Below are 25,143 nucleotides of genomic sequence, written 5' to 3' on the forward strand. Positions count from 1 at the left end.
GCGGCCCAAACCCGGGCCGCAAGGAAGTTAATGGCTGACGTTGTCGACGGCGATCGATTCGCCGCTGACGTCGGCGTACTGCGGCTGACGTTTGGCGATGATCAGGTAGAGCATCGCGGCAATGCCGGCGCCCACCAGCCAGGAGAACGGCGAGATGCTGTGGAAGCCCGGCACCAGCGCCAGGACAATGGCGATCAAAGCCGCAGGAATGAACGCCGCCACCGCGCGGAAATTCACCCCGCGGCTGTAGTAATAGGCGCCATTGGGGTCTTCGCTGTAGAGCTGCGGGACGTGGATCCGGCCTTTGCGGATCAACCAGTAGTCGACCATGATCACCCCGTACAACGGGCCGAGCAGGGCGCCGAGGCCGGAGAGGAAGTACACGATCACCAGCGGGCTGTTGTAGAGGTTCCACGGCAGGATCAGCACGGCGAGGGTCGCGCTGATCAGCCCGGCGCGGCGGAAGGTCAGGTACTTCGGCGCCAGGTTGCTCAGGACGAACGCCGGGGCAACGAAGTTAGCCATGATGTTCACCGCCACGGTGACGATCAGGAACGCCAGGCAACCAAGCACCAGAAAGAACGTGTTGGGGATCGAAGCGATGATTTCAGTAGGGCTTTCGATGATCCGTCCGTTGATCTGAAATTGCGCACCGCACAGCAGGACGGTGATGGCAGCGAACACCAGTATGTTCACCGGCAGGCCCCAGAAATTGCCAACCTTGATGGTCTTGCGGCACGGCGAAGAACGCGCAAAGTCGCAGAAATTGAGGATCAGCGTGCCGTAGATCGCCAGCCACAGTGCGCCGCCGGCAAAGATATTGCGCCACATCTCGCCACCGCTCAGCGGTTCGCGGATCGACCAAGCAATCGTGGCGTTGGCCTGGGTGTACATCCACGCGGCGAGGGCGGCGACGGTCAGCAGAATCACCGGGCCGGCAAACGCTTCGTAGCGACGGACCATTTCCATGCCGTAAGCGAGGATCGCCAGTTGCACGAACCAGATCGCCACGAAACACACCCAGCCCAGGGTCGACAGACCGAGGATCGAGTTGTGGTCGTATTCGGCAAAACCTGGGTGAATCGCCGTCAGCAACACGCGAAACACCACCGACGCCAGATACGTCTGAATGCCGAACCAGGCGATGGCGATCACCGCACGGATCAATGCCGGAATCTGCGCGCCGTGGATGCCGAAACTGATCCGGCTGATCACCGGAAACGGCACCCCGGTTTTCTGCCCCATGTAGCCGGACAGGTTCATGAAAAAGTACACCAGCGCCGCGCCGATCCCCAGCGACAGCAGAATCTGCCAGCCGCCCAGGCCCAGGGCGTACAGCCCGATGGCGAACGAGTAGTTGGCGATGTTGTGCACATCGTTGGTCCACAGGGCGAAGATACTGTATTTGCCCCAGCGCCGACCTTCGGCGCGGGTCGGTGCCAGGTCGCGGTTGTGCAGACGTGGGCTCAGTTGCAGCGGTTCGGCCAAGCCCGGTTCGGGCAATGGCTGGTCGAGGGCAGAGGCGGACAGATTCAGCGCGATGTTGTTGGAGAGACTTGTACGCATTCCGGCAGGCTCCTGATGGGCGGGCCGCGATGACTGTGCATGAGCCCAGGGCTCGACAAATCTTCGGCGCGGCCAGCAAACATCACTGGTTACGGGGCATCTGCAGCCTGTACGGGATAGGGCGCTTCAGGCTTGCGGATCGAAAGTGTGTGGTCATGTTTTGCGGTTTTGTATACAAAACATGTATGCACTAAAGCCAGATCTGTGCCAGTCAGCGATCTATGCAGCGCTGCGCTCATTTCGAAAAGTTATCGAAGAGCGCTAAGTGTTTGAAAATAAGTGGTTATAAATTGACCGATTGAACAGGTATTTATTTTTTGCGGGGGATTTTGCGGAGGGGGCAAAGCGCAGGGATATTCAGAAGGGATGTAACTTTTCAGGGCGTGAAAACAAAAAGTGCACACATAAATGGCACCGATGGTGACATTTGTGTGTACACATTTTTTCATGGCACCATGAAGCAAATGTGGGAGCGAGCTTGCTCGCGAAGGCGTCTTTCCAGTCAACAAATCCGGTGACTGTCAGACCGCTTTCGCGAGCAAGCTCGCTCCCACAGGGGGGCATCATTGAGACAGAGATTTACGCCTTGCTGATGATATTCCCCGCATGCAACCCGCACTCTTTCTGCGTCGCTTCTTCCCACCACCAGCGGCCTTCGCGCTCATGCTGGTTCGGCAGCACCGGGCGGGTGCACGGTTCGCAGCCGATGCTGATGAAGCCGCGTTCATGCAGGCTGTTGTACGGCAGTTCGAGCATGCGGATGTAACCCCAGATCTCTTCGCTGGTCATCTGCGCCAGCGGGTTGAACTTGTAGAGCGTGCGTTCGGGCGTGGAGAACGCGGTGTCGATCTCCAGCACCGCCACGGCGCTGCGGGTGCCCGGGCTCTGGTCGCGGCGCTGGCCGGTGGCCCAGGCTTTGACGCCGGACAGTTTGCGCCGCAGCGGTTCGATCTTGCGGATGCCGCAGCACTCGCCATGGCCGTCCTTGTAGAAGCTGAACAGGCCTTTTTCCTTCACGAACGGTTCCAGTTTCGTGTAGTCCGGCGAGACAATCTCGATGTCGATCTTGTAGTGCTCGCGCACCTGATCGATGAAGCGGTAGGTCTCCGGGTGCAGGCGGCCGGTGTCGAGGCTGAACACCTTGACGTTCTTGTTCAGCTTCCAGGCCATGTCCACCAGCACCACATCCTCGGCGCCACTGAAAGAGATCCACAGCTCATCACCGAACTCGGCAAACGCGAGTTTCAGGATGTCCTGGGCGGATTTGTTGGCATAGGTCGTGGCGAGTTCCACGACATCGAACGTTGGGCTCATCAGGGCGGCTTCCTACAGGTCGGTGGCGCTGGGCGCTCTATATGGCGGCGATGTTAACAAAAAGCGGCGGGGTAAGGGGCGCCCGCTGCGTTGCGCGGTGGCGGGGGAGTCGCTAGAGTTCGGGCTCGCTCGACTCAATAATCACTACAAACGGGAGTGTCTTGTGGAAATTGCTTGCCTGGATCTGGAAGGGGTACTGGTGCCGGAAATCTGGATCGCCTTCGCCGAAAAAACCGGAATCGACTCGCTCAAGGCCACCACCCGGGACATTCCCGATTACGACGTGCTGATGAAGCAGCGCCTGCGCATCCTCGACGAGCACGGCCTGAAACTCTCGGACATTCAGGAAGTGATCGCCACCCTCAAGCCGCTGGACGGCGCGGTGGAGTTCGTCGACTGGCTGCGCGAGCGCTTCCAGGTGGTGATTCTCTCGGACACTTTCTACGAATTCTCCCAGCCGCTGATGCGTCAGCTGGGCTTCCCGACCTTGCTCTGCCACCGTCTGATCACTGACGACAGCGGCAGGGTGACCAGCTATCAATTGCGCCAGAAAGACCCCAAGCGTCAGTCGGTGCTGGCGTTCAAGAGCCTGTACTACCGGGTGATTGCGGCGGGGGATTCGTATAACGACACGAGCATGCTCGGCGAGGCGGATGCGGGGATTCTGTTCCATGCGCCAGACAATGTGATTCGCGAGTTCCCGCAGTTCCCGGCGGTGCATACGTTTGCCGAGTTGAAGCAGGAGTTCCTCAAGGCCTCGAACCGGGATTTGAGTTTGTAATTACAACATTGTGGCGAGGGAGCTTGCTCCCGCTCGGCTGCGCAGCAGTCGTAAGATTTTGGGGAGCGCTTCGCACTCCAGCGGGAGCAAGCTCCCTCGCCACAAAAAGTTATAGGTTTTGCAGGGTGTCGAGGAGGATTCTTACCTTGGTAATCGACTCCTGATACTCCGCCTGCCAGTCCGAGTCGGCCACGATCCCGCCGCCGCCCCAGCAACACACCTGCCCATCCTTGACCAACAGACTGCGAATCGCGATGGAGCTGTCCATCTCGCCGCGTACGTCCAGGTACAGCAACGAACCGCAATACAAACCGCGCCGCGTCGGCTCCAGTTCGTCAATGATCTGCATCGCGCGGATCTTCGGGGCGCCGGTGATCGAGCCGCCGGGGAAGCTGCCGGCAATCAGGTCGAGGGCGTCGCGGTCATCCGCCAGTTCACCGGTCACGCTGCTGACCAGGTGATGCACGTTGGGATAGCTTTCCAGGCTGAACAGCTCCGGCACCCGTACCGAGCCGATGCGGCAGGCGCGGCCGAGGTCGTTGCGCAGCAGGTCGACGATCATCAGGTTTTCCGCGCGATCCTTGGGGCTGGCCAGCAGTTCGGCAGCGTTGGCGGCGTCTTCGGCAGGCGTCAGACCACGGGGGCGGGTGCCTTTGATCGGGCGGGTTTCCACCTGACGCTGGCTGACTTTGACGAAACGCTCCGGCGACAGGCTCAGCACAGCGTCGCCGTCGGGCAGGCTCTGAAACCCGGAAAACGGTGTCGGACAGGCCTCGCGTAACGCGCAATAGGCCAGCCACGGATCGCCCTGACAGGTTGCGCGGAAACGCTGGGCGAAGTTGACCTGATAGCAGTCGCCGGCCTGGATGTATTGATGAATGCGCTCCAGCGCCTGGCGATAGTCGTCCGGCGACAGGTCGGCGGTCATCGGCGTGTCCAGTTTGAACGGCGTCAGCGCCGCTGAAGCCGGTTGGCTGAACAGCGCGATCAGCCGTTGCCGCTCGCTGTCAGCCAGCGACGGGTGAAACACCAGTTGGCTGGTGGCGCTCTGGTGATCGCTGATCAGCGCCCAGTCGTACAGGCCGAACCGCGCGTCGGGCAATTGCAGATCGTCCCGGGCCTGGCTCGGCAGGTGTTCCAGATGCCGGCCAAAGTCGTAACTGAGATAGCCGATCAGGCCGCCGGCGAAGGGCAGGTCATATCCCGCAGGCAACTGTGCTTCGCCCAGACGGCTCAGATTTTCCCGCAGGCGTTGCAGGAAAACGCTACCGCTTTCATCAGGCAACACCGCCAGGTGTTCCAGCGGCCAGGCGCTGAGCAGGTCGTAACGGCCACGGTCGGCACTCGGTCGGCCGCTGTCGAGCAGCACGGCGCCGGGCGCATGGCGGATGGCCGCGAAGTAGTCGGCGGGGTTGGCACGGTAGGGTAGCGGGTGTACGGAACAGGTCAACATGGGCGGGGCAGATCGGCCATCGAGGCGGGGTGGGGATTGTAGTCCTCTCGGCTGCCAGATCAAAATCAAAAGCTACCCCCTCACCCCAGCCCTCTCCCCCAAGGGGGCGAGGGGGAAAGGGGGCAGATCTTCATGCTTTTCAAGATCCGAGTTCGGTTCGATATCTCAAGGGGGCGAGGGGGAAAGGGAGCAGACCTTCATGCTTTTCAAGTTCTGAGTTCGACTCGAACTTGCAGGTCGATGTACTTCGAGCATCCAACACGGTCAGTCCCCTCTCCCTCCGGGAGAGGGCTAGGGTGAGGGGCTCTTCAGCTTTTCAGCTTCAGCCCTCGACCGCCGGAATATGCCCAAACATTTCCTGAGTGAACGCCACCCGCTCCTCAACCGACTCGGTCACCCCAAGCGCCTTCAGCTCTTCCAGATGCGCTTCGACCGCATGCGTACGCTGGGTCAGCCCGCAATCGTTGGCAATCTGGATATTCAGCCCCGGCCGCGCATTCAGCTCGAGAATCAGCGGACCTTTTTCTTGGTCGAGCACCATGTCCACACCGATGTAACCCAGCCCGCACAGTTCATAACAACCGGCGGCGAGTTTCATGAAACCGTCCCAGTAGGGCAGTTGCACGCCATCCACCGCATTGGTGGTGTCGGGGTGTTTGTTGATGATGTTGTTCAGCCAGGTGCCGCGCAGGGTCAGGCCGGTGGCGAGGTCGACGCCGACACCGATGGCGCCCTGGTGCAGGTTGGCCTTGCCGCCGGACTGGCGGGTCGGCAGGCGCAACATCGCCATCACCGGGTAACCCATCAGCACGATGATGCGGATGTCCGGCACGCCTTCGTAGCTGATGCTCTTGAAGATCTGGTCCGGGGTCACCCGGTATTCGATCAGCGCGCGGTCGCGGTGGCCGCCCAGCGAATACAGGCCAGTGAGAATGCTCGAGATGTGGTGCTCGAGTTCTTCGTGAGCAAGGATCTTGCCCGACACCGTGCGATAGCGGCCCTCGAAGCGGTCAGCGATGACGATGATGCCGTCACCGCCTGCACCTTGAGCCGGCTTGATTACGAAGTCGTTACGCCCGCCGATGATCTCGTCGAGCTTGTCGATTTCTTTCTCCGTGGAGATCACGCCGTACAGCTCCGGCACATGAATGCCGGCCTCGATCGCGCGCTCCTTGGTGATGATCTTGTCATCGACGATCGGGTACAGGCTGCGCTTGTTGTACTTGAGCACGTAGTCGGCATTACGCCGATTGATGCCCATGATGCCCCGCGCTTCCAGAGCCTTCCAGGTCTTCCAGAAACCGAACATCAGGCGTCAGCCTTCTTCAGGAAAGCCTTGAAACGCACCAGTTCGGTCAGGCGGTAGCCGCGATAACGACCCATCGCCAGCATGAAGCCGACCAGAATCAGCAGGATCGCCGGGAAGGTGAACACGAAGTACACCAGCTCCGGCACGGTCATGATCAGGTGCGCCAGCGAGGCGGCGAACAGCGTGCCGATCGCCACTTTCATGGCATGGCTGGCACCGCGTTCTTCCCAGGTGATCGACAGGCGTTCGATGGTCATGGTCAGAATCACCATCGGGAATAGCGCCACCGACAGACCGCGCTCCAGGCCGAGCTTGTGGCTGAACAGACTGATGGCGGCAATCAGCACCACGACGAAGGTCAAGACCACCGACAGGCGCGGCAGCATTTGCAGCTTCAAATGTTCCAGATACGAACGTAACGACAGGCCCAACGCGGTGATCACGGTAAACAGCAGGATGCCGAAGCCCAGTTGTGTTTCGCGGAAGGCCAGGGCGATCAGCACCGGGGTGAAGGTGCCGAGGGTTTGCAGGCCGATCAGGTTGCGCAGGATCAGGATCACCAGCACGCCGATCGGGATCATCACCATGATCATGAACGTCTGCTGGGTCTGCAGCGGCAGGCCGTAGAGCGAGTATTCGAGGAAGTTGGCGTCGGTGTTTTCGTCGGTCAGCTTGGCCAGACGAATCGCGTTCATTTCGCTGTTGTTCAGGCTGAAGGTCACGTTGGCTTTCTTCGCGCCCTCGATGGTGATCAGGTTTTCATCACCGGTCCACCACAGAAGGCGGTCGGTCGGCAGGCCTTGCTCGCCGGTTTCTGGGTTGAAGTACAGCCAGTCGTTACCGTTGAAACTGCGTAGCCACAGTTCCGGGGTTTGCGGTTGATCGGCGACGAGGCGGATGGTGTGGACTTTTTCTACCGGCACGTGGGCGATCGACAGCAGCAGTTCGACGATCTTCGCCTTGTGCGGTGTCGACGGGTCGCCGGCCAGCAGCAGTTTGACGTTGTCGTCGTTGGCGTTGTTGACGCGTTTGATCGCTTCGCCGATGAAGGTCTCGACGTCGGCCGAGTGCTGGCGGATCGGCGCGAGCAGAGCTTCGGCGGCGATTTTTTCCGGACCTTCGATGGCGATGCTGTCGCGGAAGGTCGGGCCTTTGATCTTGGATTTTTCCGCGGTGTAGCGCTTGGTCAGCACCAGACGGTAATAAAGGGTCTGGTTGCCCTTGGCCCGGCGCGCCGACCAGGTGACCTTGCGGTTGCCGTCGACGCGGTTGACTGCCACGCCGTAGTTATTGGAGATAAAGCTTTCGTTGAGGCTGACGTAATCGCGGCTCAGCGGTGGCACGAACATCTGGACCTTCACCGGGTCCTTGGTGCTGGCGACGAACTCGACTTTGGCGTCGATGTTCCACAAGTCGTCGGTGGCGTCTTCGGTCACCGGGATGCCGAGTACGAAAATCTGATAGGCCGTAACCGAAACGCCCAGGAGCACCAGAATGGTGATCAGGATTTTCAGGTGGAAGGTTAGAGAACGCATGGAAATTACTCGGCGGTATGAGCGGCGATGGTGCAGGCAGGTTTGCCGGCAGCGTATTTAAGACTGGGGTCGACCAGCGCGTCGAAGCGTTTCAAGGCTTCGGAGCCGATCAAAAGCGGGTATTGGAACGCACTTCGGTCGGTCAGGTTCACTTCGATGCTGCGCAACGCCGTGCCCATGCAGATATCCAGCTCGATCACCGGGCGCGCGGTGTACTTTTTACCTTCTTCCGGGTCGTAGTCGCCGGCGCGGCGTTTGATCTTGCTGACCCGGGCCAGCGGCCGCTCGATCGGGTGCGAATGCGCCGCGTCGATCGCCAGGTAGAAACGCACCCACGACTCGCCGTTGCGTTTGAAGCGTTTGATATCGCGGGCACTCAGCGAGGCGGTTTTGGCGCCGGTGTCGAGTTTCGCCGCGACTTGCAGATTGATGCCGTCAAGCGATGCGTATTCGTTGAGGCCGTACACGGTTTTTTCCCCCGCCGCGGCGAGGCCGGGCAGGCAAAACAGCGCAAAAAATGTGGGGAAGGGCTTGAGTCTCATAAATCCTGGTGCGCAGCGTTCCGTTTTCGGTTCAGGTTCCTGGCAGTACTGCGCAAGCTCCTTCGTGTGCCTATCAGCTTTTTATGACAAGCCGTACAAATGGCCAGCAAATGCGGGCGGCATTCTAGCACGGTGGTTTTATGGCGCCAGCGCTTGGGCCGGTCTATAACCAGATCAAAAGATCGCAGCCTGCGGCAGCTCCTACAGGAATCAATGTAGGAGCTGCCGAAGGCTGCGATCTTTTCGGGTTATTAGACGATTGTCGACAATATCCATTTATCCTTTGACTGATGCCGGCTAATTGGCTAGTTTTTGCCGCATTGGATTTTAAGGTGTCGACAATCATGCTGGATCAACTCGATCCCCCGGTCATCAGCGGCGACGATTCCGAGACGCTCTCGGAAAACGTCTTCCGGCGCATTCAGGCGGCCATCGTCAAAGGCGAAATCGCCCCAGGCAGCAAGATCTCCGAACCCGAGCTGGCGCGCACTTATGGCATCAGTCGCGGGCCGCTGCGCGAAGCCATTCATCGGCTCGAAGGCCAGCGTCTGCTGGTGCGCGTACCGCATGTCGGCGCGCGGGTGGTGTCGCTCAGCCACGCCGAATTGCTCGAACTCTACGAAATCCGCGAATCCCTCGAAGGCATGGCCTGCCGGCTCGCGGCCGAACGCATGAGCGTCGAAGACATCGACGAACTGCGCCGGGTGCTCGAAACCCACGAGCGCGACGCGGCGTTCCAGGCCGGGGTCGGCTATTACCAGCAGGAAGGCGATTTCGACTTTCACTACCGGATCATCCAGGGCAGCGGCAACCGCACGCTGACCCAGATGCTCTGCGGCGAGCTGTACCAACTGGTGCGCATGTACCGCATCCAGTTTTCCACAACGCCCAACCGCCCGCGTCAGGCCTTCGCCGAACACCACCGGATTCTCGATGCCATCGCCGACCGTGACGGCGAACTCGCGGAATTGTTGATGCGCCGCCACATCGGCGCCTCGAAACGCAACATCGCCCGTCATTACCAGGACGGCGCCGACAATAAGACAGCCACTGAACGAGGTGAGTCATGAGTTCCAAGCAGAACACTCCAGGCCAGCGTTTCCGCGATGCGGTCGCCAGCGAGCACCCATTGCAGGTGGTCGGCGCGATCAACGCCAACCACGCGCTGCTGGCCAAGCGTGCCGGTTTCAAGGCGATCTACCTGTCCGGTGGCGGGGTGGCCGCAGGCTCGCTCGGCGTGCCGGATCTGGGCATCACCGGCCTGGATGACGTGCTCACCGACGTGCGGCGCATCACCGACGTCTGCGACCTGCCGCTGCTGGTGGATGTCGACACCGGTTTCGGTTCGTCGGCGTTCAACGTCGCGCGCACCGTGAAGTCGATGATCAAGTTCGGCGCCGCGGCAATTCACATCGAGGATCAGGTCGGCGCCAAGCGCTGCGGCCACCGTCCGAACAAGGAAATCGTCAGCCAGCAGGAAATGGTCGACCGCATCAAGGCAGCGGTCGATGCGCGCACCGACGACAGCTTCGTGATCATGGCGCGTACCGATGCGCTGGCGGTTGAAGGTCTGGAGTCGGCACTGGATCGCGCAGCGGCGTGCATCGAGGCCGGCGCCGACATGATCTTCCCGGAAGCCATCACCGAGCTTGAGATGTACAAGCTGTTCGCCAATCGGGTGAAGGCGCCGATCCTCGCCAACATCACCGAGTTCGGCTCGACGCCGCTGTACACCACCGAGCAACTGGCCGGCGCCGACGTGTCGCTGGTGCTGTACCCGCTGTCGGCGTTCCGCGCGATGAACAAGGCAGCGGAAAACGTCTACACCGCGATCCGCCGCGACGGCACCCAGCAGAATGTCATCGACACCATGCAGACGCGCATGGAGCTTTACGATCGCATCGATTACCACACGTTCGAGCAGAAGCTTGATGCGTTGTTTGCCGCTAAAAAATGAGGATCAAAAGATCGCAGCCTTCGGCAGCTCCTACATCAACCGCATTCTCCTGTAGGAGCTGACGAGTGCAACGAGGCTGCGATCTTTTGCCAACAACACCGTAATTGCAGATTCCCTAACAAATTCAAGATTGGAGACAGCAATGGCCGAAGCAAAAGTACTCAGTGGCGCCGGGCTCCGGGGCCAGGTTGCCGGGCAAACCGCACTGTCCACCGTGGGCCAGGCCGGTGCCGGGCTGACCTATCGCGGTTACGACGTGCGTGAACTGGCAGCCGACGCGCAGTTCGAAGAAGTGGCGTACTTGCTGCTGTACGGCGAACTGCCGACCCAGGCGCAACTCGACGCTTACCAGCAAAAGCTGAGCAAGCTGCGCGACCTGCCGCAGGCACTGAAAGAAGTGCTTGAACGCATTCCCGCCGATGCTCACCCGATGGACGTGATGCGCACCGGTTGCTCGTTCCTCGGCAACATCGAACCGGAGAAAGACTTCTCCGAACAGCGCGACAAGACCGACCGCCTGCTCGCCGCATTCCCGGCGATCATGTGCTACTGGTATCGCTTCAGCCACGACGGCAAGCGCATCAACTGCGTCAGCGACGAGCCGACCATCGGCGGTCACTTCCTGCACCTGCTGCACGACAGGAAGCCGAGCGAACTGCACGTCAAAGTGATGAACGTGTCGCTGATCCTTTACGCCGAGCACGAATTCAACGCCTCGACCTTTACCGCTCGCGTTTGCGCGTCGACCCTGTCCGACCTGTATTCCTGCGTCACTGCGGCCATCGGTTCGTTGCGGGGCCCGCTGCATGGCGGCGCCAACGAAGCGGCGATGGAAATGATCGAGCGCTTCTCGTCGCCGGAAGAGGCGATCAAAGGCACCCTCGGCATGCTCGAGCGCAAGGACAAGATCATGGGCTTCGGCCACGCGATCTATAAGGACAGCGATCCGCGCAACGAGGTGATCAAGGGCTGGTCGAAAAAACTTGCCGACGAAGTCGGTGACAAGGTGCTGTTTGCGGTTTCCGAAGCCATCGACAAGACCATGTGGGAGCAGAAAAAACTGTTCCCCAACGCCGACTTCTACCATGCCTCGGCGTATCACTTCATGGGCATCCCGACCAAGCTGTTCACGCCGATCTTCGTCTGCTCGCGCCTGACCGGCTGGGCCGCGCACGTGTTCGAACAGCGCGCCAACAACCGCATCATCCGTCCAAGCGCCGAGTACGTCGGCGTCGAACAGCGCAAGTTCGTGCCAATCGAACGTCGCTGAATGGTGAGGGCCAATCATCGGCATTGAAATTACCCAGATCCTGTGGGAGCGAGCTTGCTCGCGAATGCGGTAGATCAGTCGACATTGATGTTGAATGTCAGTCCGTCTTCGCGATCAAGCTCGCTCCCACAGGGTTCAGTGTGAATTTCAGGGTTGATGTCCGGCCCCTCCCTTTGAAACTACCGTGACCCGAGTCCTGACCCGATGAACACAGCATTCCGCAAAAACCTGCCCGGCAGTTCCCTGGATTATTTCGACGTCCGTGCGGCGGTCGAGGCGATTCAGCCCGGCAGCTACGACACCCTGCCGTACACCTCCCGCGTGCTGGCGGAAAACCTCGTGCGTCGCTGCGACCCGGCCACGCTCACTGATTCGCTGAAGCAACTGATCGAGCGCAAACGCGACCTCGACTTCCCGTGGTTCCCGGCACGTGTGGTGTGCCACGACATTCTTGGCCAGACCGCACTGGTCGACCTCGCCGGCCTGCGTGACGCGATCGCCCAGCAAGGCGGCGATCCGGCGCAAGTCAACCCGGTGGTGCCGACGCAACTGATCGTTGACCACTCGCTGGCGGTGGAGGCGGGCGGTTTTGACCCGCAGGCATTCGAGAAAAACCGCGCCATCGAAGACCGGCGCAACGAAGACCGTTTCCACTTCATCAACTGGACCAAAAAGGCCTTCAAGAACGTCGATGTGATCCCGCCGGGCAACGGCATCATGCACCAGATCAACCTGGAGAAAATGTCTCCGGTGATCCAGGTGCGCGACGGCGTGGCATTCCCTGATACTTGCGTCGGCACCGACAGCCACACCCCGCACGTCGATGCGTTGGGCGTGATCGCCATCGGTGTCGGTGGGCTTGAAGCCGAGAGCGTGATGCTCGGCCGCGCCTCGTGGATGCGCCTGCCGGAAAGCGTCGGCGTCGAACTGACCGGCAAGCTGCAACCGGGCATCACCGCCACCGACATGGTGCTGGCGCTGACTGAATACCTGCGCAAACAGAAAGTCGTCGGTGCCTGGCTGGAGTTCTTCGGCGAAGGCGCGTCCGCGCTGACCCTCGGCGACCGCGCGACCATCTCCAACATGGCCCCGGAATACGGCGCCACCGCGGCGATGTTCTACATCGACCAGCAGACCATCGACTACCTGAAACTCACCGGTCGCGAAGACCAGCAAGTGCAACTGGTCGAGCAGTACGCCAAACTCAACGGCTTGTGGGCCGACAGCCTGAAGGGCGCGCAATACGAGCGTGGCCTGACGTTCGACTTGTCGTCCGTGGTGCGCAACATGGCCGGCCCGAGCAACCCGCACGCCCGCGTGGCGGTGGCGGATCTGGCGGCCAAAGGCATCTCCGGGCAGTGGGATGACGTGCCGGGGCAAATGCCTGACGGCGCGGTGATCATCGCCGCCATCACCAGCTGCACCAACACCAGCAACCCGCGCAACGTGATCGCCGCCGGCCTCTTGGCGCGCAATGCCAACAAGCTTGGCCTGACCCGCAAGCCGTGGGTCAAATCCTCGCTGGCCCCGGGTTCGAAAACCGTCGCGCTGTATCTCGATGAAGCGGGGCTGACCACGGAGCTGGAGCAGCTCGGTTTCGGCGTCGTCGCGTTTGCCTGCACCACTTGCAACGGCATGTCCGGCGCCCTCGATCCGGTGATCCAGCAAGAGATCATCGACCGCGATCTGTATGCGACGGCCGTGCTTTCCGGCAACCGTAACTTCGACGGCCGCATCCACCCGTACGCCAAACAGGCGTTCCTCGCGTCGCCGCCGCTGGTGGTCGCGTACGCCATTGCCGGGACCATTCGTTTCGACATCGAAAAGGATGTGCTGGGCATGGTCGACGGCAAGGAAATCCGCCTGAAAGACATCTGGCCGAGCGACGAAGAAATCGACGCCGTGGTGAAGTCGTCGGTCAAGCCGGAGCAGTTCCGTCAGGTCTACATTCCGATGTTCGCCGTCCACGAAGACACCGGCCCGAAAGTCACGCCGCTGTACGACTGGCGCGAAATGAGCACCTACATCCGCCGTCCACCGTACTGGGAAGGCGCGCTAGCCGGCGCGCGGCCGCTGAAGGGCATGCGTCCGCTGGCGGTGCTGCCGGACAACATCACCACCGATCACCTGTCGCCTTCCAACGCGATCATGCTCGACAGCGCCGCCGGCGAATACCTGGCGAAAATGGGCCTGCCGGAAGAGGACTTCAACTCGTATGCCACACACCGTGGCGACCACTTGACCGCCCAGCGGGCAACCTTCGCCAACCCGAAACTGTTCAACGAAATGGTCGTGGAAAACGGCAAGGTCAAGCAGGGGTCGCTGGCGCGGGTCGAGCCGGAAGGCCAGGTGATGCGCATGTGGGAAGCCATTGAAACCTACATGGAGCGCAAGCAGCCGCTGATCATCATCGCCGGTGCCGATTACGGTCAGGGTTCGTCCCGCGACTGGGCGGCCAAGGGCGTGCGTCTGGCGGGTGTGGAGGCGATCGTCGCCGAAGGTTTCGAGCGCATCCACCGCACTAACCTGGTGGGCATGGGCGTGTTGCCGCTGGAGTTCAAACCGGGCACCGACCGTCACACCCTGGCCATCGACGGCAGCGAAACCTACGACGTGATCGGCGCCCGCACCCCGCGTGCCGACCTGACGCTGGTGATTCACCGCAAGAACGGCGAGCGCGTTGAAGTGCCGGTGACCTGCCGTCTGGACACCGCTGAAGAAGTGTCGATCTACGAGGCCGGCGGCGTGTTGCAGCGCTTCGCTCAAGACTTCCTTGAAGAGTCGGCGGTTGCCGTTTAAATCAACTGATGTGGGCAGGGGATTTTAGTCCCGTGCCCTCGGTAAGGAGCATCATGGCTCACGCACCCCAGATCAAAATCCCCGCCACCTACATGCGCGGCGGCACCAGCAAAGGCGTGTTCTTCAGCCTCAAGGATCTGCCCGAAGCGGCGCAGATTCCCGGCCCAACCCGCGATGCCTTGCTGCTGCGGGTGATCGGCAGCCCCGACCCGTACGACAAGCAGATCGACGGCATGGGCGGCGCCACCTCGAGCACCAGCAAAACAGTAATCCTGTCGAAAAGCATCAAGGCTGATCACGACGTCGATTACCTGTTCGGTCAGGTCTCCATCGACAAGCCGTTCGTCGACTGGAGCGGCAACTGCGGCAACCTCTCGGCGGCGGTCGGTTCGTTCGCCATCAGCAACGGTCTGGTGGAGGCCAGCCGCATTCCGCACAACGGTGTGGCGGTGGTGCGCGTGTGGCAGGCCAACATCGGCAAGACCATCATCGCCCACGTGCCGATCACCAATGGCGAGGTGCAAGAAACCGGTGATTTCGAACTCGACGGCGTGACCTTTCCGGCCGCCGAAGTGCAGGTCGAATTCATCGATCCGGCGGCGGAAGAAGAGGGCGGCGGCGGTTCGATGTTCCCCACCGGCAACCTGATCGATCAGCTTGAGGTGCCGGGTGTCGGCACGTTCCAGGCGACCATGATCAATGCCGGGATCCCGACAATTTTCGTCAACGCCGCAGACATCGGCTACACCGGCACCGAACTGCAAAGCGCGATCAACAGCGACCCGCAAGCCCTGCAGATGTTCGAAACCATCCGCGCCTACGGTGCGTTGCGCATGGGCCTGATTTCCAGTCTGGACGAAGCGGCCAAGCGACAGCACACGCCGAAAGTCGCGTTTGTCGCCAGGCCTGCGGATTACGTGGCGTCCAGCGGCAAGGTGATTGCCGCCGCTGATGTCGATCTGCTGGTGCGCGCATTATCGATGGGCAAATTGCACCACGCGATGATGGGCACGGCGGCGGTGGCAATCGGCACGGCGGCAGCGATCACCGGCACCCTGGTGAACCTCGCCGCCGGCGGCGTTGAACGCACCGCAGTGCGCTTCGGCCATCCGTCCGGAACCTTGCGCGTCGGTGCCGAGGCCAGCCTGGAAAACGGTGAGTGGGTGGTGAAAAAAGCCATCATGAGCCGCAGTGCACGGGTGCTGATGGAAGGCTACGTGCGCATCCCCGGCGACGCCTTCTGACCCAACACATAACCCCTGTAGGAGCTGCCGAAGGCTGCGATCTTTTGATCTTGATCTTAAAAAACAAGATCAAAAGATCGCAGCCTGCGGCAGCTCCTACAGGGATTGCATTTCAATAATAAAATTTGCCAGCCTGAACCGAGGTCCCATCAACGAACCACTGCAAGAGTGAATCGAACATGAGCGCCAACGTCGACCTGAACAACCGCCCCGACTACGACCGTGTCCTGCAGGACATTGCCGATTACGTCCTAACCTTCAATATCGAATCTGCCGAAGCCCTCGACACTGCCCGCAACTGCCTGATGGACACCTTGGGCTGCGGCCTGCTGGCGCTGCGTTTTCCCGAATGCACCAAACACCTTGGCCCGCTCGTGGAAGGCACCGTGGTGCCGTTCGGCGCACGGGTGCCCGGCACGTCGCATCGCCTCGACCCGGTGAAAGCTGCGTGGGACATCGGCTGCATCGTGCGCTGGCTCGATTACAACGACACATGGCTCGCTGCCGAGTGGGGCCATCCGTCGGACAACCTCGGCGGGATTCTTGCGGTGGCCGATCATCTTTCGCAGAAGCGCATTGCCAATGGCGAGAGTCCGCTGAGAATTCGCGATGTGCTGGAAGCGATGATCATGGCCCACGAGATTCAAGGCGTGATCGCCCTGGAAAACTCCTTCAACCGCGTCGGCCTCGACCATGTGTTGCTGGTGAAAGTCGCTTCCACAGCAGTGACTGCCAAGCTGATGGGCGCCAATCGCGAGCAACTGCTGTCGGCGCTGTCTCATGCGTTTGCCGACGGTCAGGCGCTGCGTACTTATCGTCATGCGCCGAATGCCGGGTCACGCAAATCCTGGGCGGCGGGGGATGCAACCAGTCGTGGCGTGCGCCTGGCCGACATCGCCCTGCGTGGTGAGATGGGCATCCCCGGCGTGCTGACGGCCCGGCAGTGGGGCTTCTACGACGTGTCGTTCAGCCACACCAACAACGATCTGGCGCTCAAGCCTGAGGGTAAACGTGCTTTCAGTTTCTCGCGGCCTTACGGCAGTTACGTGATGGAAAACGTGCTGTTCAAGATCAGTTTTCCCGCCGAGTTCCACGCGCAGACCGCCTGCGAAGCGGCGGTCACCTTGCACCCGCTGGTGCGCAACCGGCTGCAGGAAATCGACCGCATCGTCATCACCACCCATGAGTCGGCGATTCGCATCATTTCCAAGGTCGGGCCGCTGGCCAACGCTGCCGACCGCGATCACTGCCTCCAGTACATGACCGCCGTGCCGCTGGCGTTCGGCAATCTGCTGGCCGAACAATACGAGGACGACTTCCATGCCGCGCACCCGATCATCGATGTGCTGCGCGAGAAGATGGTCATCGTCGAAGATCCGCGTTTCACCCGCGAGTATCTGGAGGCCGACAAGCGCTCGATTGCCAACGCGGTGCAGGTGTTTTTCAAGGACGGATCGAGCACCGAGAGCGTGGTGGTCGAATACCCGATCGGCCATCGTCGCCGCCGGGTCGAAGGCATTCCATTGCTGGAGGACAAGTTCAGGGCGAACCTGCTGACACGATTCACCGGGCAGCGCAGCAACGAGATCTTCGCGTTGTGCAAGGATCAGGCGCAGCTGGAGGCCACCCCCGTGAATCGTTTCATCGACCTGTTTGTCATCTGACAAAGCGAGCATTGAAGACCCATTGCGGGCGTGAGCCTGCTCACGCTAGCGGTGTGTCAGGCAACATCAATGCTGGATGTGCCGCCGCCTTCGCGGGCAAGCCCGTTCCCACAAGGTTTTGGGCCTGGCACAACATGCATCAACACTCTGAAACCCTTTGGGAGCGAGCTTGCTCGCGAAGGCGCCAAAGCAGACGCCGCAAATCTATTTGAAACGCCGCTCCACACCTTTTTCCACCAGAATCTTCGCGGAAATCTCTTCCACCGAAAAATGCGTGGAGTTGATGTGCGGGATGTTCTCGCGGCGGAACAGGTTTTCCACTTCGCGCACTTCGAATTCGCACTGGGCATAGCTCGAATAACGGCTGTTGGGTTTGCGCTCGTTGCGGATCGCGGTGAGGCGGTCCGGGTCGATGGTCAGGCCGAACAGCTTGTGCTGATGGGCGCGCAGGGCGGTCGGCAGGGTCAGGCGCTCCATGTCGTCTTCGGTCAGCGGGTAGTTGGCCGCACGGATACCGAACTGCATCGCCATGTACAGACACGTCGGCGTCTTACCACAACGCGACACGCCCACTAGTATCAGGTCGGCCTTGTCGTAATAGTGGGTGCGCGCGCCGTCATCGTTGTCGAGGGCGAAGTTCACCGCCTCGATGCGCTCCATGTAATTGGAGTTGTGGCCGATCGAATGCGACTTGCCGACGGTGTAGGAAGAATGTTCGGTCAGTTCCTGTTCGAGCGGGGCGAGGAAGGTCGAGAAGATGTCGATCATGAAACCATTGGACGTTGCGAGAATCTCACGGATGTCCTGATTGACGATGGTGTCGAAGATGATCGGACGGAAGCCGTCGGTTTCGGCGGCTTTGTTGATTTGTTGTACCATGGCCCGCGCTTTGTCCGCGTTGTCGATATACGGCCGCGTGAGCTTGGTGAAGGTAATGTTTTCGAACTGCGCCAGAAGGCTTTGACCCAGGGTTTCGGCAGTAATGCCGGTGCCATCGGAGATAAAGAAAGCAGATCGTTTCATTTGCACCTTGGGCCTTAAGCTAAAGAGTATTTCTGGATATGATAGGCGCGATTTGCCGGCCGCCATTGGCCCGCATTCTCACTTATTTTCCAGGTCCAGGCCATACAGCCGGCCCACGCTCCCCCGAGCAGCCGGTTTCTGAGCTTTTCCAACACAGTTAGTGGAGAGATCACCTTGGTAGAGTACGTAGTTTCCCTCGATAAGCTCGGCAAACACGATGTTGAGCATGTGGGGGGCAAGAACGCATCCCTGGGCGAGATGATCAGCAACCTGGCGGGTGCCGGTGTGTCGGTCCCCGGCGGCTTTGCCACCACCGCGCAGGCCTATCGCGACTTTCTCGAACTGAGCGGCCTCAACGACCAGATCCACAAGGCTCTCGACGCCCTGGACGTCGATGACGTCAACGCGCTGGCCAAGACCGGTGCGCAGATCCGTCAATGGATCATGGACGCCGAATTCCCTGAAAAACTCAATACCGAGATCCGCACCGCGTTCGCCGCGCTGTCGGCCGGTAACCCTGACGTGGCCGTGGCCGTGCGTTCTTCCGCCACCGCCGAAGACTTGCCGGACGCATCTTTTGCCGGCCAGCAGGAAACCTTCCTGAACATCCGTGGTGTGGAAAACGTTATCCGCGCCGCCAAAGAGGTGTTCGCTTCGCTGTTCAACGACCGTGCAATTTCCTACCGCGTGCACCAGGGCTTCGACCACAAACTGGTCGCCCTGTCGGCCGGCGTGCAGCGCATGGTGCGTTCGGAAACCGGTACCGCCGGCGTGATGTTCACCCTCGATACCGAATCCGGTTTCCGTGACGTGGTGTTCATCACCGGCGCTTACGGCCTGGGCGAAACCGTCGTACAAGGCGCGGTCAACCCCGACGAATTCTACGTGCACAAAGGCACCCTGGACGCCGGTCGCCCGGCGATCCTGCGCCGCAACCTTGGCAGCAAAGCGATCAAGATGATCTACGGCGACGAGGCCAAGGCCGGTCGTTCGGTGAAGACTGTCGACGTCGACAAGGCCGAACGCGCGCGTTTCTGCCTGACCGACGCCGAGGTCAGCGAGCTGGCCAAGCAGGCGATGATCATCGAGAAGCACTACGGCTGCCCGATGGACATCGAGTGGGCCAAGGACGGTGACGACGGCAAGCTGTACATCGTGCAGGCCCGCCCGGAAACCGTGAAAAGCCGCACCCAGGCCAACGTCATGGAGCGTTACCTGCTGAAAGAAACCGGCACCGTGCTGGTTGAAGGTCGTGCCATCGGCCAGCGCATCGGCGCTGGTAAAGTGCGGATCATCAAGGACGTCTCGGAAATGGACAAAGTCCAGGCCGGTGACGTGCTGGTTTCCGACATGACCGACCCGGACTGGGAACCGGTGATGAAACGCGCCAGCGCCATCGTCACCAACCGTGGCGGGCGTACCTGCCACGCGGCGATCATCGCCCGTGAACTGGGGATTCCAGCGGTCGTGGGCTGCGGCAACGCCACCCAACTGCTGAAGGATGGCCAGGGCGTGACTGTGTCCTGCGCCGAAGGCGACACCGGTTACATCTTCGAAGGCGAGTTGGGCTTCGACGTCAAGAAGAACTCCGTGGACGCCATGCCGGAGCTGCCGTTCAAGATCATGATGAACGTCGGCAACCCGGACCGCGCATTCGACTTCGCCCAGCTGCCGAACGCCGGTGTCGGCCTGGCCCGTCTGGAATTCATCATCAACCGCATGATCGGCGTCCACCCGAAAGCGCTGCTGAACTACGACGGCCTGCCGCAGGAAATCAAGGACAGCGTCGACAAGCGCATCGCCGGTTACAACGATCCGGTCGGTTTCTACGTCGAAAAACTGGTGGAAGGCATCAGCACCCTCGCGGCAGCGTTCTGGCCGAAGAAGGTCATCGTGCGTCTGTCGGACTTCAAGTCCAACGAATACGCCAACCTGATCGGCGGCAAACTGTACGAGCCGGAAGAAGAAAACCCGATGCTCGGCTTCCGTGGCGCTTCGCGTTACATCAGCGAGTCGTTCCGTGACTGCTTCGAACTCGAATGCCGCGCGCTGAAACGCGTGCGCAACGAGATGGGCCTGACCAACGTCGAAATCATGGTGCCGTTCGTCCGTACCCTGGGCGAAGCCAGCCAGGTGGTCGATCTGCTCGCCGAAAACGGCCTGGCCCGTGGTGACAACGGCTTGCGCGTGATCATGATGTGCGAACTGCCATCCAACGCGATTCTCGCCGAAGAATTCCTTGAATTCTTCGACGGCTTCTCGATCGGTTCCAACGACCTGACCCAGTTGACCCTGGGTCTGGACCGTGACTCCGGGATCATCGCGCACCTGTTCGATGAGCGGAATCCGGCGGTCAAGAAGCTGCTGGCCAACGCGATTGCCGCGTGCAACAAGGCCGGCAAGTACATCGGCATCTGCGGCCAGGGTCCTTCGGACCACCCGGACCTGGCCAAATGGCTGATGGAACAGGGCATCGAAAGCGTGTCGCTGAACCCGGACTCCGTACTGGAAACCTGGTTCTTCCTCGCGGAAGGCCAGGCGCAGGCTTGATCCATATGTGAACGGCCATCCTCCCCTGTGGGAGCGGGCTTGCTCGCGAAGACGGAATAAGATCCGCCACAAATGTTGGCTGATACACCGCTTTCGCGAGCAAGCCCGCTCCCACAAAGGTCGGGGGCTTTGAGATTGAAGTAGGGCGGGCTCCTGTAGATGCCGCCCTTTTTTGTGCAAGAGCATTATGCAAAGCAGCAGCAACCTGTTTCCTGTCGCTCTGATCAGCGCCGAACGTCGCGGTGATCTGAGCGAAGACGTGTATCGACTCAAACCCGGCAACAGCCCGGACTGGTCCGTGGAGATCGCCGTGACCCGTTTGGGCATGGCCGATGACACGGCACCTCGCGGTGTGCCGGTGATTTTGCTGCACGGCAGCTTTTCCAACCGGCGCTTCTGGTTTTCCCCCAAAGGCCTGGGACTGGGCGCGTACCTGACGCGTCTGGGCTTCGACGTGTGGATTCCGGAGATGCGCGGTCACGGTCTGTCGCAGCGCAATGAGGACTACCGGCGCAACCGCGTGGCCGACTACGCCCGTTACGATCTGCCGGCGATTGCTGCATTCGTCCGCGAGCAGAGTGGGCAGGTGCCGCACTGGATCGGCCATTCACTGGGTGGCATCACCTTGGCAGCGGCGCTGGGTGGCGAATACCTTGGCGAACCGGCGGTGGCTTCTGCGGCGTTTTTCGGCACGCAAGTCAGCCGCACGTACTGGCCGCTGAAGATTCCACCGGTGGAGTGGGGCGGACGCTTCATTCTCAAGCGTTTCGCGCAATTGTCCGGCTCCCGCCTCAAGCGCGGTCCGGAAGACGAGCCGATCGGTCTGGCGCTGGAAAGCATGCGCTGGTACGGCTTGTTCGGGCGGTTTGGCGACAAGGACAAGGATTGGTGGGCCGGCCTGGCCGAGGTTCAGGTGCCGGTGCTGGCTGTGACCGCGGCGGGCGATCATCAGGATCCGGCGTGGGCCTGTCGCAAGCTGTTCGAGCAGATCGGCTCCGAGCACAAACAGTTCGTCAATCTGGGGCGCGAGCAGGGCTTCAGCGACAACTTCGGGCATGTCGAGATGCTGGTGAGCAAAGCGGCGCAGGCCGAAGTCTGGCCGTTGGTGGCACGCTGGCTGAACGATCAGCAGACGCCGTTGCTCGGCGATAAACCCGATCTGGCCGCTGCGGTCTGAGCTCGGGGCTCTGAAAAGGGCATTTCGTTCAGGTCGGCTTGCGGCTAAGATATGACGCATTGTGCGGTTCTGGTCATATTTGGTGGGTGTTTAGCTATTACGTTTCAGCGTTTGTTCAGGTTCGTTCAGCGACCATTGCATGAACTAAGGTAAACAGCGACCGCCGGGACTCGTTTCAAAAGAGTGCGACATCCTTGATCGTCTTCCTTTTTACAGGAGTTTTTCGATGAACCATTACCTCACGCCTGACCTGTGCGACGCCTATCCGGAGCTGGTGCAGGTGCTGGAACCGATGTTCAGCAATTTCGGCGGCCGTGATTCCTTCGGCGGCGAAATCGTGACCATCAAATGTTTCGAAGACAACTCGCTGGTCAAGGAGCAGGCTGAACTCAAGGGGAATGGCAAGGTGCTGGTGGTTGATGGCGGCGGTTCGCTACGGCGCGCGTTGCTGGGCGACATGATCGCCGAGAAAGCCGCGAAAAACGGCTGGGAAGGGATGGTCATCTACGGTTGCATCCGTGACGTCGACGTTATTGCCCAGACCGATCTCGGCGTTCAGGCGTTGGCCAGCCATCCGATGAAAACCGAAAAGCGCGGCATCGGCGACCTCAACGTAGCGGTGACTTTCGCCGGCGTGACGTTCCACCCGGGCCAATACATCTATGCGGACAACAACGGCGTGATCGTCTCGCCGAGTCCGCTGAAGATGCCTGAATAAGTTTTCGACAAAGGGATGCGGATGTTCGAGGAAGAAAACGCGCAGTGGGGGCTGGTGCATGCCCTGGTGCTGGACGGAAAAGGTGGCGCGCGCGCGATTGCCCGGACTGACCTCGACGATCTGCAGCTGCAGGCCCATGAGAGCCTGTGGCTGCATTGGGATCGCAGCCATCCGCAAACCCAGACCTGGCTGCGCAAATCCAGCGGCCTGAATGAATTTGCCTGCGACCTGCTGCTGGAAGAAAACACTCGACCGCGCCTGTTGCCGTTGCCGGACGCCGAGCTGCTGCTGTTTCTGCGCGGGGTCAATCTCAATCCCGGTGCCGAGCCGGAAGACATGGTCTCGGTGCGGATTTTTGCTTCGGCGCAACGGGTCATCTCTCTGCGTTTGCGTCCGCTGCGCGCCACCGATGAACTGTTGGCGCTGTTGAGCGAAGGCAAAGGCCCGAAAACCTCCTCTGAACTGATCCTGTATCTGGCGCAATTCCTCACCAACAAGGTGCAGGATCTGGTCACGTGCCTGTCGGAACTGGTCGATGAAGAGGAAGAAAAACTGGATGCCGACGAACGGTATACCCCCGAGCATGGCTCGATTCTGCACATCCGGCGCAGGGCGGCCGGACTGAAGCGTTTTCTGGCACCGCAGCGGGACATTTTCGGACAGCTGACGCGGATAAAACTGCCGTGGTTCGTCGACGATGACGCCGACTACTGGAACGAATTGAACAACAGCCTGACGCGCTACCTCGAAGAGCTGGAATTGACCCGAGAGCGCATGGGGCTTGTGCTGGAGGCTGAAGACCGGCGTTTGAACGTGCGCATGAATCGCACGATGTACCGCTTCGGCATCATCACCTGCATTTTTTTGCCGATGAGTTTTCTCACCGGCCTGTTGGGCATCAACGTGGGCGGGATTCCGTTCTCGAGCAGCCCCTATGGTTTCCTGATTGCCTGTCTGACGGTGCTGGCGATGGCCTTCGGTCAATGGTGGTTATTCCGCCGTTTGCGCTGGGTGTGAATATGCAACATGTGACCCGACCAAATTTGCCCGCGTCTTTCACAGACATCACGAGAGGTGCGTATGCACGATCCGTTTGAACAGTCTTTGCGCGACATGCTCAACGCCTCGCCGTCCAGCCGTGACGACGACGCATGCCTGGGTCGCGTACTCAAAACCGCCAACCGCCAGGTGGGCGCCGGTGATCTGTTCAGCCTGCTGGGCCGCTGGCTGCCCGCGCTGATGATCGCCCTGAATAACGGATCGGCCCACGTTTCGCCGGTTTCCCGTCTTCGTAAAACTACTGCACGCACTGCTGATAAGGCTGATTGAATATGGAACTTGATCTCTGGACTCAGAGCCTCGTCACTGCAATGACTGCGTTGTGGACCAAAGTCGCCAATTTCATCCCGAACCTGTTCGGCGCACTGGTGGTGCTGCTGTTGGGTTTCGTGGTGGCCAAGCTGCTCGATACCTTGCTCTCCAAATTGCTCGCCAAACTGGGCCTTGATCGCCTGATGGGTGGCACCGGTCTGACCAAGTTGATGTCGCGGGCCGGCCTGCAAGTGCCGATCTCGACCTTGATCGGCAAGATCGTTTACTGGTTCGTTCTGCTGATTTTTCTGGTTTCTGCAGCAGAGTCCCTTGGACTTGAGCGAGTTTCAGCTACGCTCGACATGCTGGCGTTGTATTTGCCGAAAGTTTTCGGCGCCGCGCTGGTGTTGCTGGTCGGTGTTTTGCTCGCGCAATTGGCCAACGGCCTGGTGCGCGGAGCGGCAGAAGGCGTAGGGCTGGACTACGCTTCAGGTTTGGGTCGAATTGCACAGGGGCTGGTGATCATCATCAGCATCTCGGTTGCGATCAGTCAGCTCGAGGTCAAGACTGACCTGCTGAACCATGTGATTGTCATCGTATTGATTACCGTTGGTCTGGCCGTTGCGCTGGCCATGGGTTTGGGAAGCCGGGAAATTGCCGGTCAGATTCTTGCGGGAATCTATGTGCGTGAGTTGTATCAGGTTGGGCAACAAGTGCGTGTTGGCGAGGTCGAAGGCCAGATCGAAGAGATCGGCACGGTTAAAACCACATTGCTGACCGATGAGGGTGAGCTAGTCTCACTTTCCAATCGGATCCTGCTGGAACAGCATGTGAGTAGCCGCTAACCCGGCAAACCCTGCTAATGTATGCCGCCGCAAAATGCCCTGAAAGGGGTGCGGCGGACATTGACCTGACTGTCGGCACGACTTG

At 60.4% G+C, this 25,143-nt stretch carries 20 protein-coding genes; 13 read left to right on the forward strand and 7 right to left on the reverse strand.

The genetic code is table 11. The features are described from left to right. Positions 1-27: 27 nt before the first annotated feature. Positions 28-1,566 (reverse strand): NCS1 family nucleobase:cation symporter-1, encoded by a 1,539-nt coding sequence (locus ACIP8I_RS13850; protein WP_400761821.1) that lies wholly within the window; start codon positions 1,564-1,566, stop codon positions 28-30. A gap of 579 nt (positions 1,567-2,145) precedes the next feature. Then, complete coding sequence (locus tag ACIP8I_RS13855; RefSeq protein ID WP_400761823.1) at positions 2,146-2,880, reverse strand: phosphoadenylyl-sulfate reductase; 735 nt, start codon at positions 2,878-2,880, stop codon at positions 2,146-2,148. Between the two features lie 163 nt (positions 2,881-3,043). Here ACIP8I_RS13855 and thrH point away from each other — a divergent pair, with 163 nt between their 5' ends. Beyond that, positions 3,044-3,661: a bifunctional phosphoserine phosphatase/homoserine phosphotransferase ThrH gene (thrH, locus tag ACIP8I_RS13860; RefSeq protein ID WP_367083954.1), complete on the forward strand. Its 618-nt coding sequence runs from the start codon at positions 3,044-3,046 to the stop codon at positions 3,659-3,661. A 109-nt stretch (positions 3,662-3,770) separates the two neighbouring features. On the opposite strand, the gene pabB is transcribed toward thrH, so the two are convergent. The 4 genes from pabB to ACIP8I_RS13880 form a co-directional block, all read right to left on the reverse strand. Further along, complete coding sequence (pabB, locus tag ACIP8I_RS13865; RefSeq protein ID WP_400761825.1) at positions 3,771-5,114, reverse strand: aminodeoxychorismate synthase component I; 1,344 nt, start codon at positions 5,112-5,114, stop codon at positions 3,771-3,773. 322 nt (positions 5,115-5,436) lie between these two features. After that, positions 5,437-6,423 carry an alpha-L-glutamate ligase-like protein gene (locus ACIP8I_RS13870; protein WP_007960892.1) on the reverse strand — a complete coding sequence of 329 codons (987 nt, stop codon included), beginning with the start codon at positions 6,421-6,423 and terminating at the stop codon, positions 5,437-5,439. After that, the gene (locus ACIP8I_RS13875; protein ID WP_007960894.1) at positions 6,423-7,958 is read right to left on the reverse strand and encodes an inactive transglutaminase family protein; all 1,536 of its coding nucleotides are present in this window, start codon (positions 7,956-7,958) and stop codon (positions 6,423-6,425) included. Before ACIP8I_RS13875 ends, ACIP8I_RS13870 begins: the two co-directional genes overlap by 1 nt. A 5-nt stretch (positions 7,959-7,963) precedes the next feature. Beyond that, positions 7,964-8,500, reverse strand: coding sequence for an ATP-dependent zinc protease (locus ACIP8I_RS13880; RefSeq protein ID WP_025110318.1), 537 nt, complete (start codon positions 8,498-8,500; stop codon positions 7,964-7,966). Between the two features lie 347 nt (positions 8,501-8,847). Here ACIP8I_RS13880 and ACIP8I_RS13885 point away from each other — a divergent pair, with 347 nt between their 5' ends. The 6 genes from ACIP8I_RS13885 (at position 8,848) to prpD (ending at position 17,434) form a co-directional block, all read left to right on the forward strand. Continuing rightward, entirely contained in the window at positions 8,848-9,570 is a 723-nt protein-coding gene (locus ACIP8I_RS13885) for a GntR family transcriptional regulator (RefSeq protein ID WP_174377155.1), read from the forward strand. Further along, on the forward strand, positions 9,567-10,457 hold the full coding sequence (prpB, locus tag ACIP8I_RS13890; protein ID WP_083366502.1) for a methylisocitrate lyase: 891 nt from the start codon (positions 9,567-9,569) through the stop codon (positions 10,455-10,457). The genes ACIP8I_RS13885 and prpB overlap by 4 nt, the downstream gene beginning before the upstream one ends. A 142-nt stretch (positions 10,458-10,599) precedes the next feature. After that, positions 10,600-11,727 carry a 2-methylcitrate synthase gene (gene prpC, locus ACIP8I_RS13895; protein ID WP_400761828.1) on the forward strand — a complete coding sequence of 376 codons (1,128 nt, stop codon included), beginning with the start codon at positions 10,600-10,602 and terminating at the stop codon, positions 11,725-11,727. A gap of 204 nt (positions 11,728-11,931) precedes the next feature. Continuing rightward, the gene (gene acnD, locus ACIP8I_RS13900) at positions 11,932-14,526 is read left to right on the forward strand and encodes a Fe/S-dependent 2-methylisocitrate dehydratase AcnD (protein ID WP_400761830.1); all 2,595 of its coding nucleotides are present in this window, start codon (positions 11,932-11,934) and stop codon (positions 14,524-14,526) included. A 53-nt stretch (positions 14,527-14,579) separates the two neighbouring features. Then, positions 14,580-15,770, forward strand: a complete 1,191-nt coding sequence (gene prpF / locus ACIP8I_RS13905; RefSeq protein WP_400761832.1) for a 2-methylaconitate cis-trans isomerase PrpF — start codon at positions 14,580-14,582, stop codon at positions 15,768-15,770. Positions 15,771-15,949: 179 nt separating this feature from the next. Further along, the gene (gene prpD / locus ACIP8I_RS13910; RefSeq protein ID WP_400761834.1) at positions 15,950-17,434 is read left to right on the forward strand and encodes a 2-methylcitrate dehydratase; all 1,485 of its coding nucleotides are present in this window, start codon (positions 15,950-15,952) and stop codon (positions 17,432-17,434) included. Positions 17,435-17,638: 204 nt separating this feature from the next. Here prpD and ACIP8I_RS13915 read toward each other — a convergent pair whose 3' ends face one another. Continuing rightward, positions 17,639-18,457: a pyruvate, water dikinase regulatory protein gene (locus ACIP8I_RS13915; protein ID WP_007960912.1), complete on the reverse strand. Its 819-nt coding sequence runs from the start codon at positions 18,455-18,457 to the stop codon at positions 17,639-17,641. A gap of 174 nt (positions 18,458-18,631) precedes the next feature. On the opposite strand from ACIP8I_RS13915, the gene ppsA reads away from it, so the two are divergent. From ppsA to ACIP8I_RS13945, 6 genes are all read left to right on the forward strand, one after another. After that, positions 18,632-21,007, forward strand: a complete 2,376-nt coding sequence (ppsA, locus tag ACIP8I_RS13920; protein WP_007960913.1) for a phosphoenolpyruvate synthase — start codon at positions 18,632-18,634, stop codon at positions 21,005-21,007. A gap of 187 nt (positions 21,008-21,194) precedes the next feature. After that, entirely contained in the window at positions 21,195-22,184 is a 990-nt protein-coding gene (locus ACIP8I_RS13925; RefSeq protein ID WP_400761837.1) for an alpha/beta fold hydrolase, read from the forward strand. Between the two features lie 226 nt (positions 22,185-22,410). Continuing rightward, a complete protein-coding gene (rraA, locus tag ACIP8I_RS13930) occupies positions 22,411-22,902 on the forward strand; it encodes a ribonuclease E activity regulator RraA (RefSeq protein ID WP_215501079.1) in 492 nt (163 codons plus the stop codon). Positions 22,903-22,923: 21 nt separating this feature from the next. Beyond that, on the forward strand, positions 22,924-23,919 hold the full coding sequence (locus ACIP8I_RS13935) for a zinc transporter ZntB (protein WP_183782180.1): 996 nt from the start codon (positions 22,924-22,926) through the stop codon (positions 23,917-23,919). A gap of 63 nt (positions 23,920-23,982) precedes the next feature. Further along, positions 23,983-24,231: a hypothetical protein gene (locus ACIP8I_RS13940; RefSeq protein WP_003223293.1), complete on the forward strand. Its 249-nt coding sequence runs from the start codon at positions 23,983-23,985 to the stop codon at positions 24,229-24,231. 2 nt (positions 24,232-24,233) lie between these two features. After that, the gene (locus tag ACIP8I_RS13945) at positions 24,234-25,058 is read left to right on the forward strand and encodes a mechanosensitive ion channel family protein (RefSeq protein ID WP_007916401.1); all 825 of its coding nucleotides are present in this window, start codon (positions 24,234-24,236) and stop codon (positions 25,056-25,058) included. Positions 25,059-25,143 lie beyond the last annotated feature (85 nt).

The organism is Pseudomonas sp. NPDC088414, assembly GCF_044753325.1.
GTDB lineage: Bacteria > Pseudomonadota > Gammaproteobacteria > Pseudomonadales > Pseudomonadaceae > Aquipseudomonas.

Coding starts and splice junctions, on each gene's coding strand:
- acnD (WP_400761830.1), top strand. CDS start 11,932: ATGAACACAGCATTCCGCAAAAACCTGCCCGGCAGTTCCCTGGATTAT.
- prpB (WP_083366502.1), top strand. CDS start 9,567: ATGAGTTCCAAGCAGAACACTCCAGGCCAGCGTTTCCGCGATGCGGTC.
- pabB (WP_400761825.1), bottom strand. CDS start 5,114: ATGTTGACCTGTTCCGTACACCCGCTACCCTACCGTGCCAACCCCGCC.
- ACIP8I_RS13940 (WP_003223293.1), top strand. CDS start 23,983: ATGCACGATCCGTTTGAACAGTCTTTGCGCGACATGCTCAACGCCTCG.
- prpC (WP_400761828.1), top strand. CDS start 10,600: ATGGCCGAAGCAAAAGTACTCAGTGGCGCCGGGCTCCGGGGCCAGGTT.
- ACIP8I_RS13870 (WP_007960892.1), bottom strand. CDS start 6,423: ATGTTCGGTTTCTGGAAGACCTGGAAGGCTCTGGAAGCGCGGGGCATC.
- ACIP8I_RS13915 (WP_007960912.1), bottom strand. CDS start 18,457: ATGAAACGATCTGCTTTCTTTATCTCCGATGGCACCGGCATTACTGCC.
- ACIP8I_RS13880 (WP_025110318.1), bottom strand. CDS start 8,500: ATGAGACTCAAGCCCTTCCCCACATTTTTTGCGCTGTTTTGCCTGCCC.
- rraA (WP_215501079.1), top strand. CDS start 22,411: ATGAACCATTACCTCACGCCTGACCTGTGCGACGCCTATCCGGAGCTG.
- ACIP8I_RS13855 (WP_400761823.1), bottom strand. CDS start 2,880: ATGAGCCCAACGTTCGATGTCGTGGAACTCGCCACGACCTATGCCAAC.
- ACIP8I_RS13925 (WP_400761837.1), top strand. CDS start 21,195: ATGCAAAGCAGCAGCAACCTGTTTCCTGTCGCTCTGATCAGCGCCGAA.
- ACIP8I_RS13875 (WP_007960894.1), bottom strand. CDS start 7,958: ATGCGTTCTCTAACCTTCCACCTGAAAATCCTGATCACCATTCTGGTG.
- prpF (WP_400761832.1), top strand. CDS start 14,580: ATGGCTCACGCACCCCAGATCAAAATCCCCGCCACCTACATGCGCGGC.
- ACIP8I_RS13850 (WP_400761821.1), bottom strand. CDS start 1,566: ATGCGTACAAGTCTCTCCAACAACATCGCGCTGAATCTGTCCGCCTCT.
- prpD (WP_400761834.1), top strand. CDS start 15,950: ATGAGCGCCAACGTCGACCTGAACAACCGCCCCGACTACGACCGTGTC.
- ACIP8I_RS13935 (WP_183782180.1), top strand. CDS start 22,924: ATGTTCGAGGAAGAAAACGCGCAGTGGGGGCTGGTGCATGCCCTGGTG.
- ACIP8I_RS13945 (WP_007916401.1), top strand. CDS start 24,234: ATGGAACTTGATCTCTGGACTCAGAGCCTCGTCACTGCAATGACTGCG.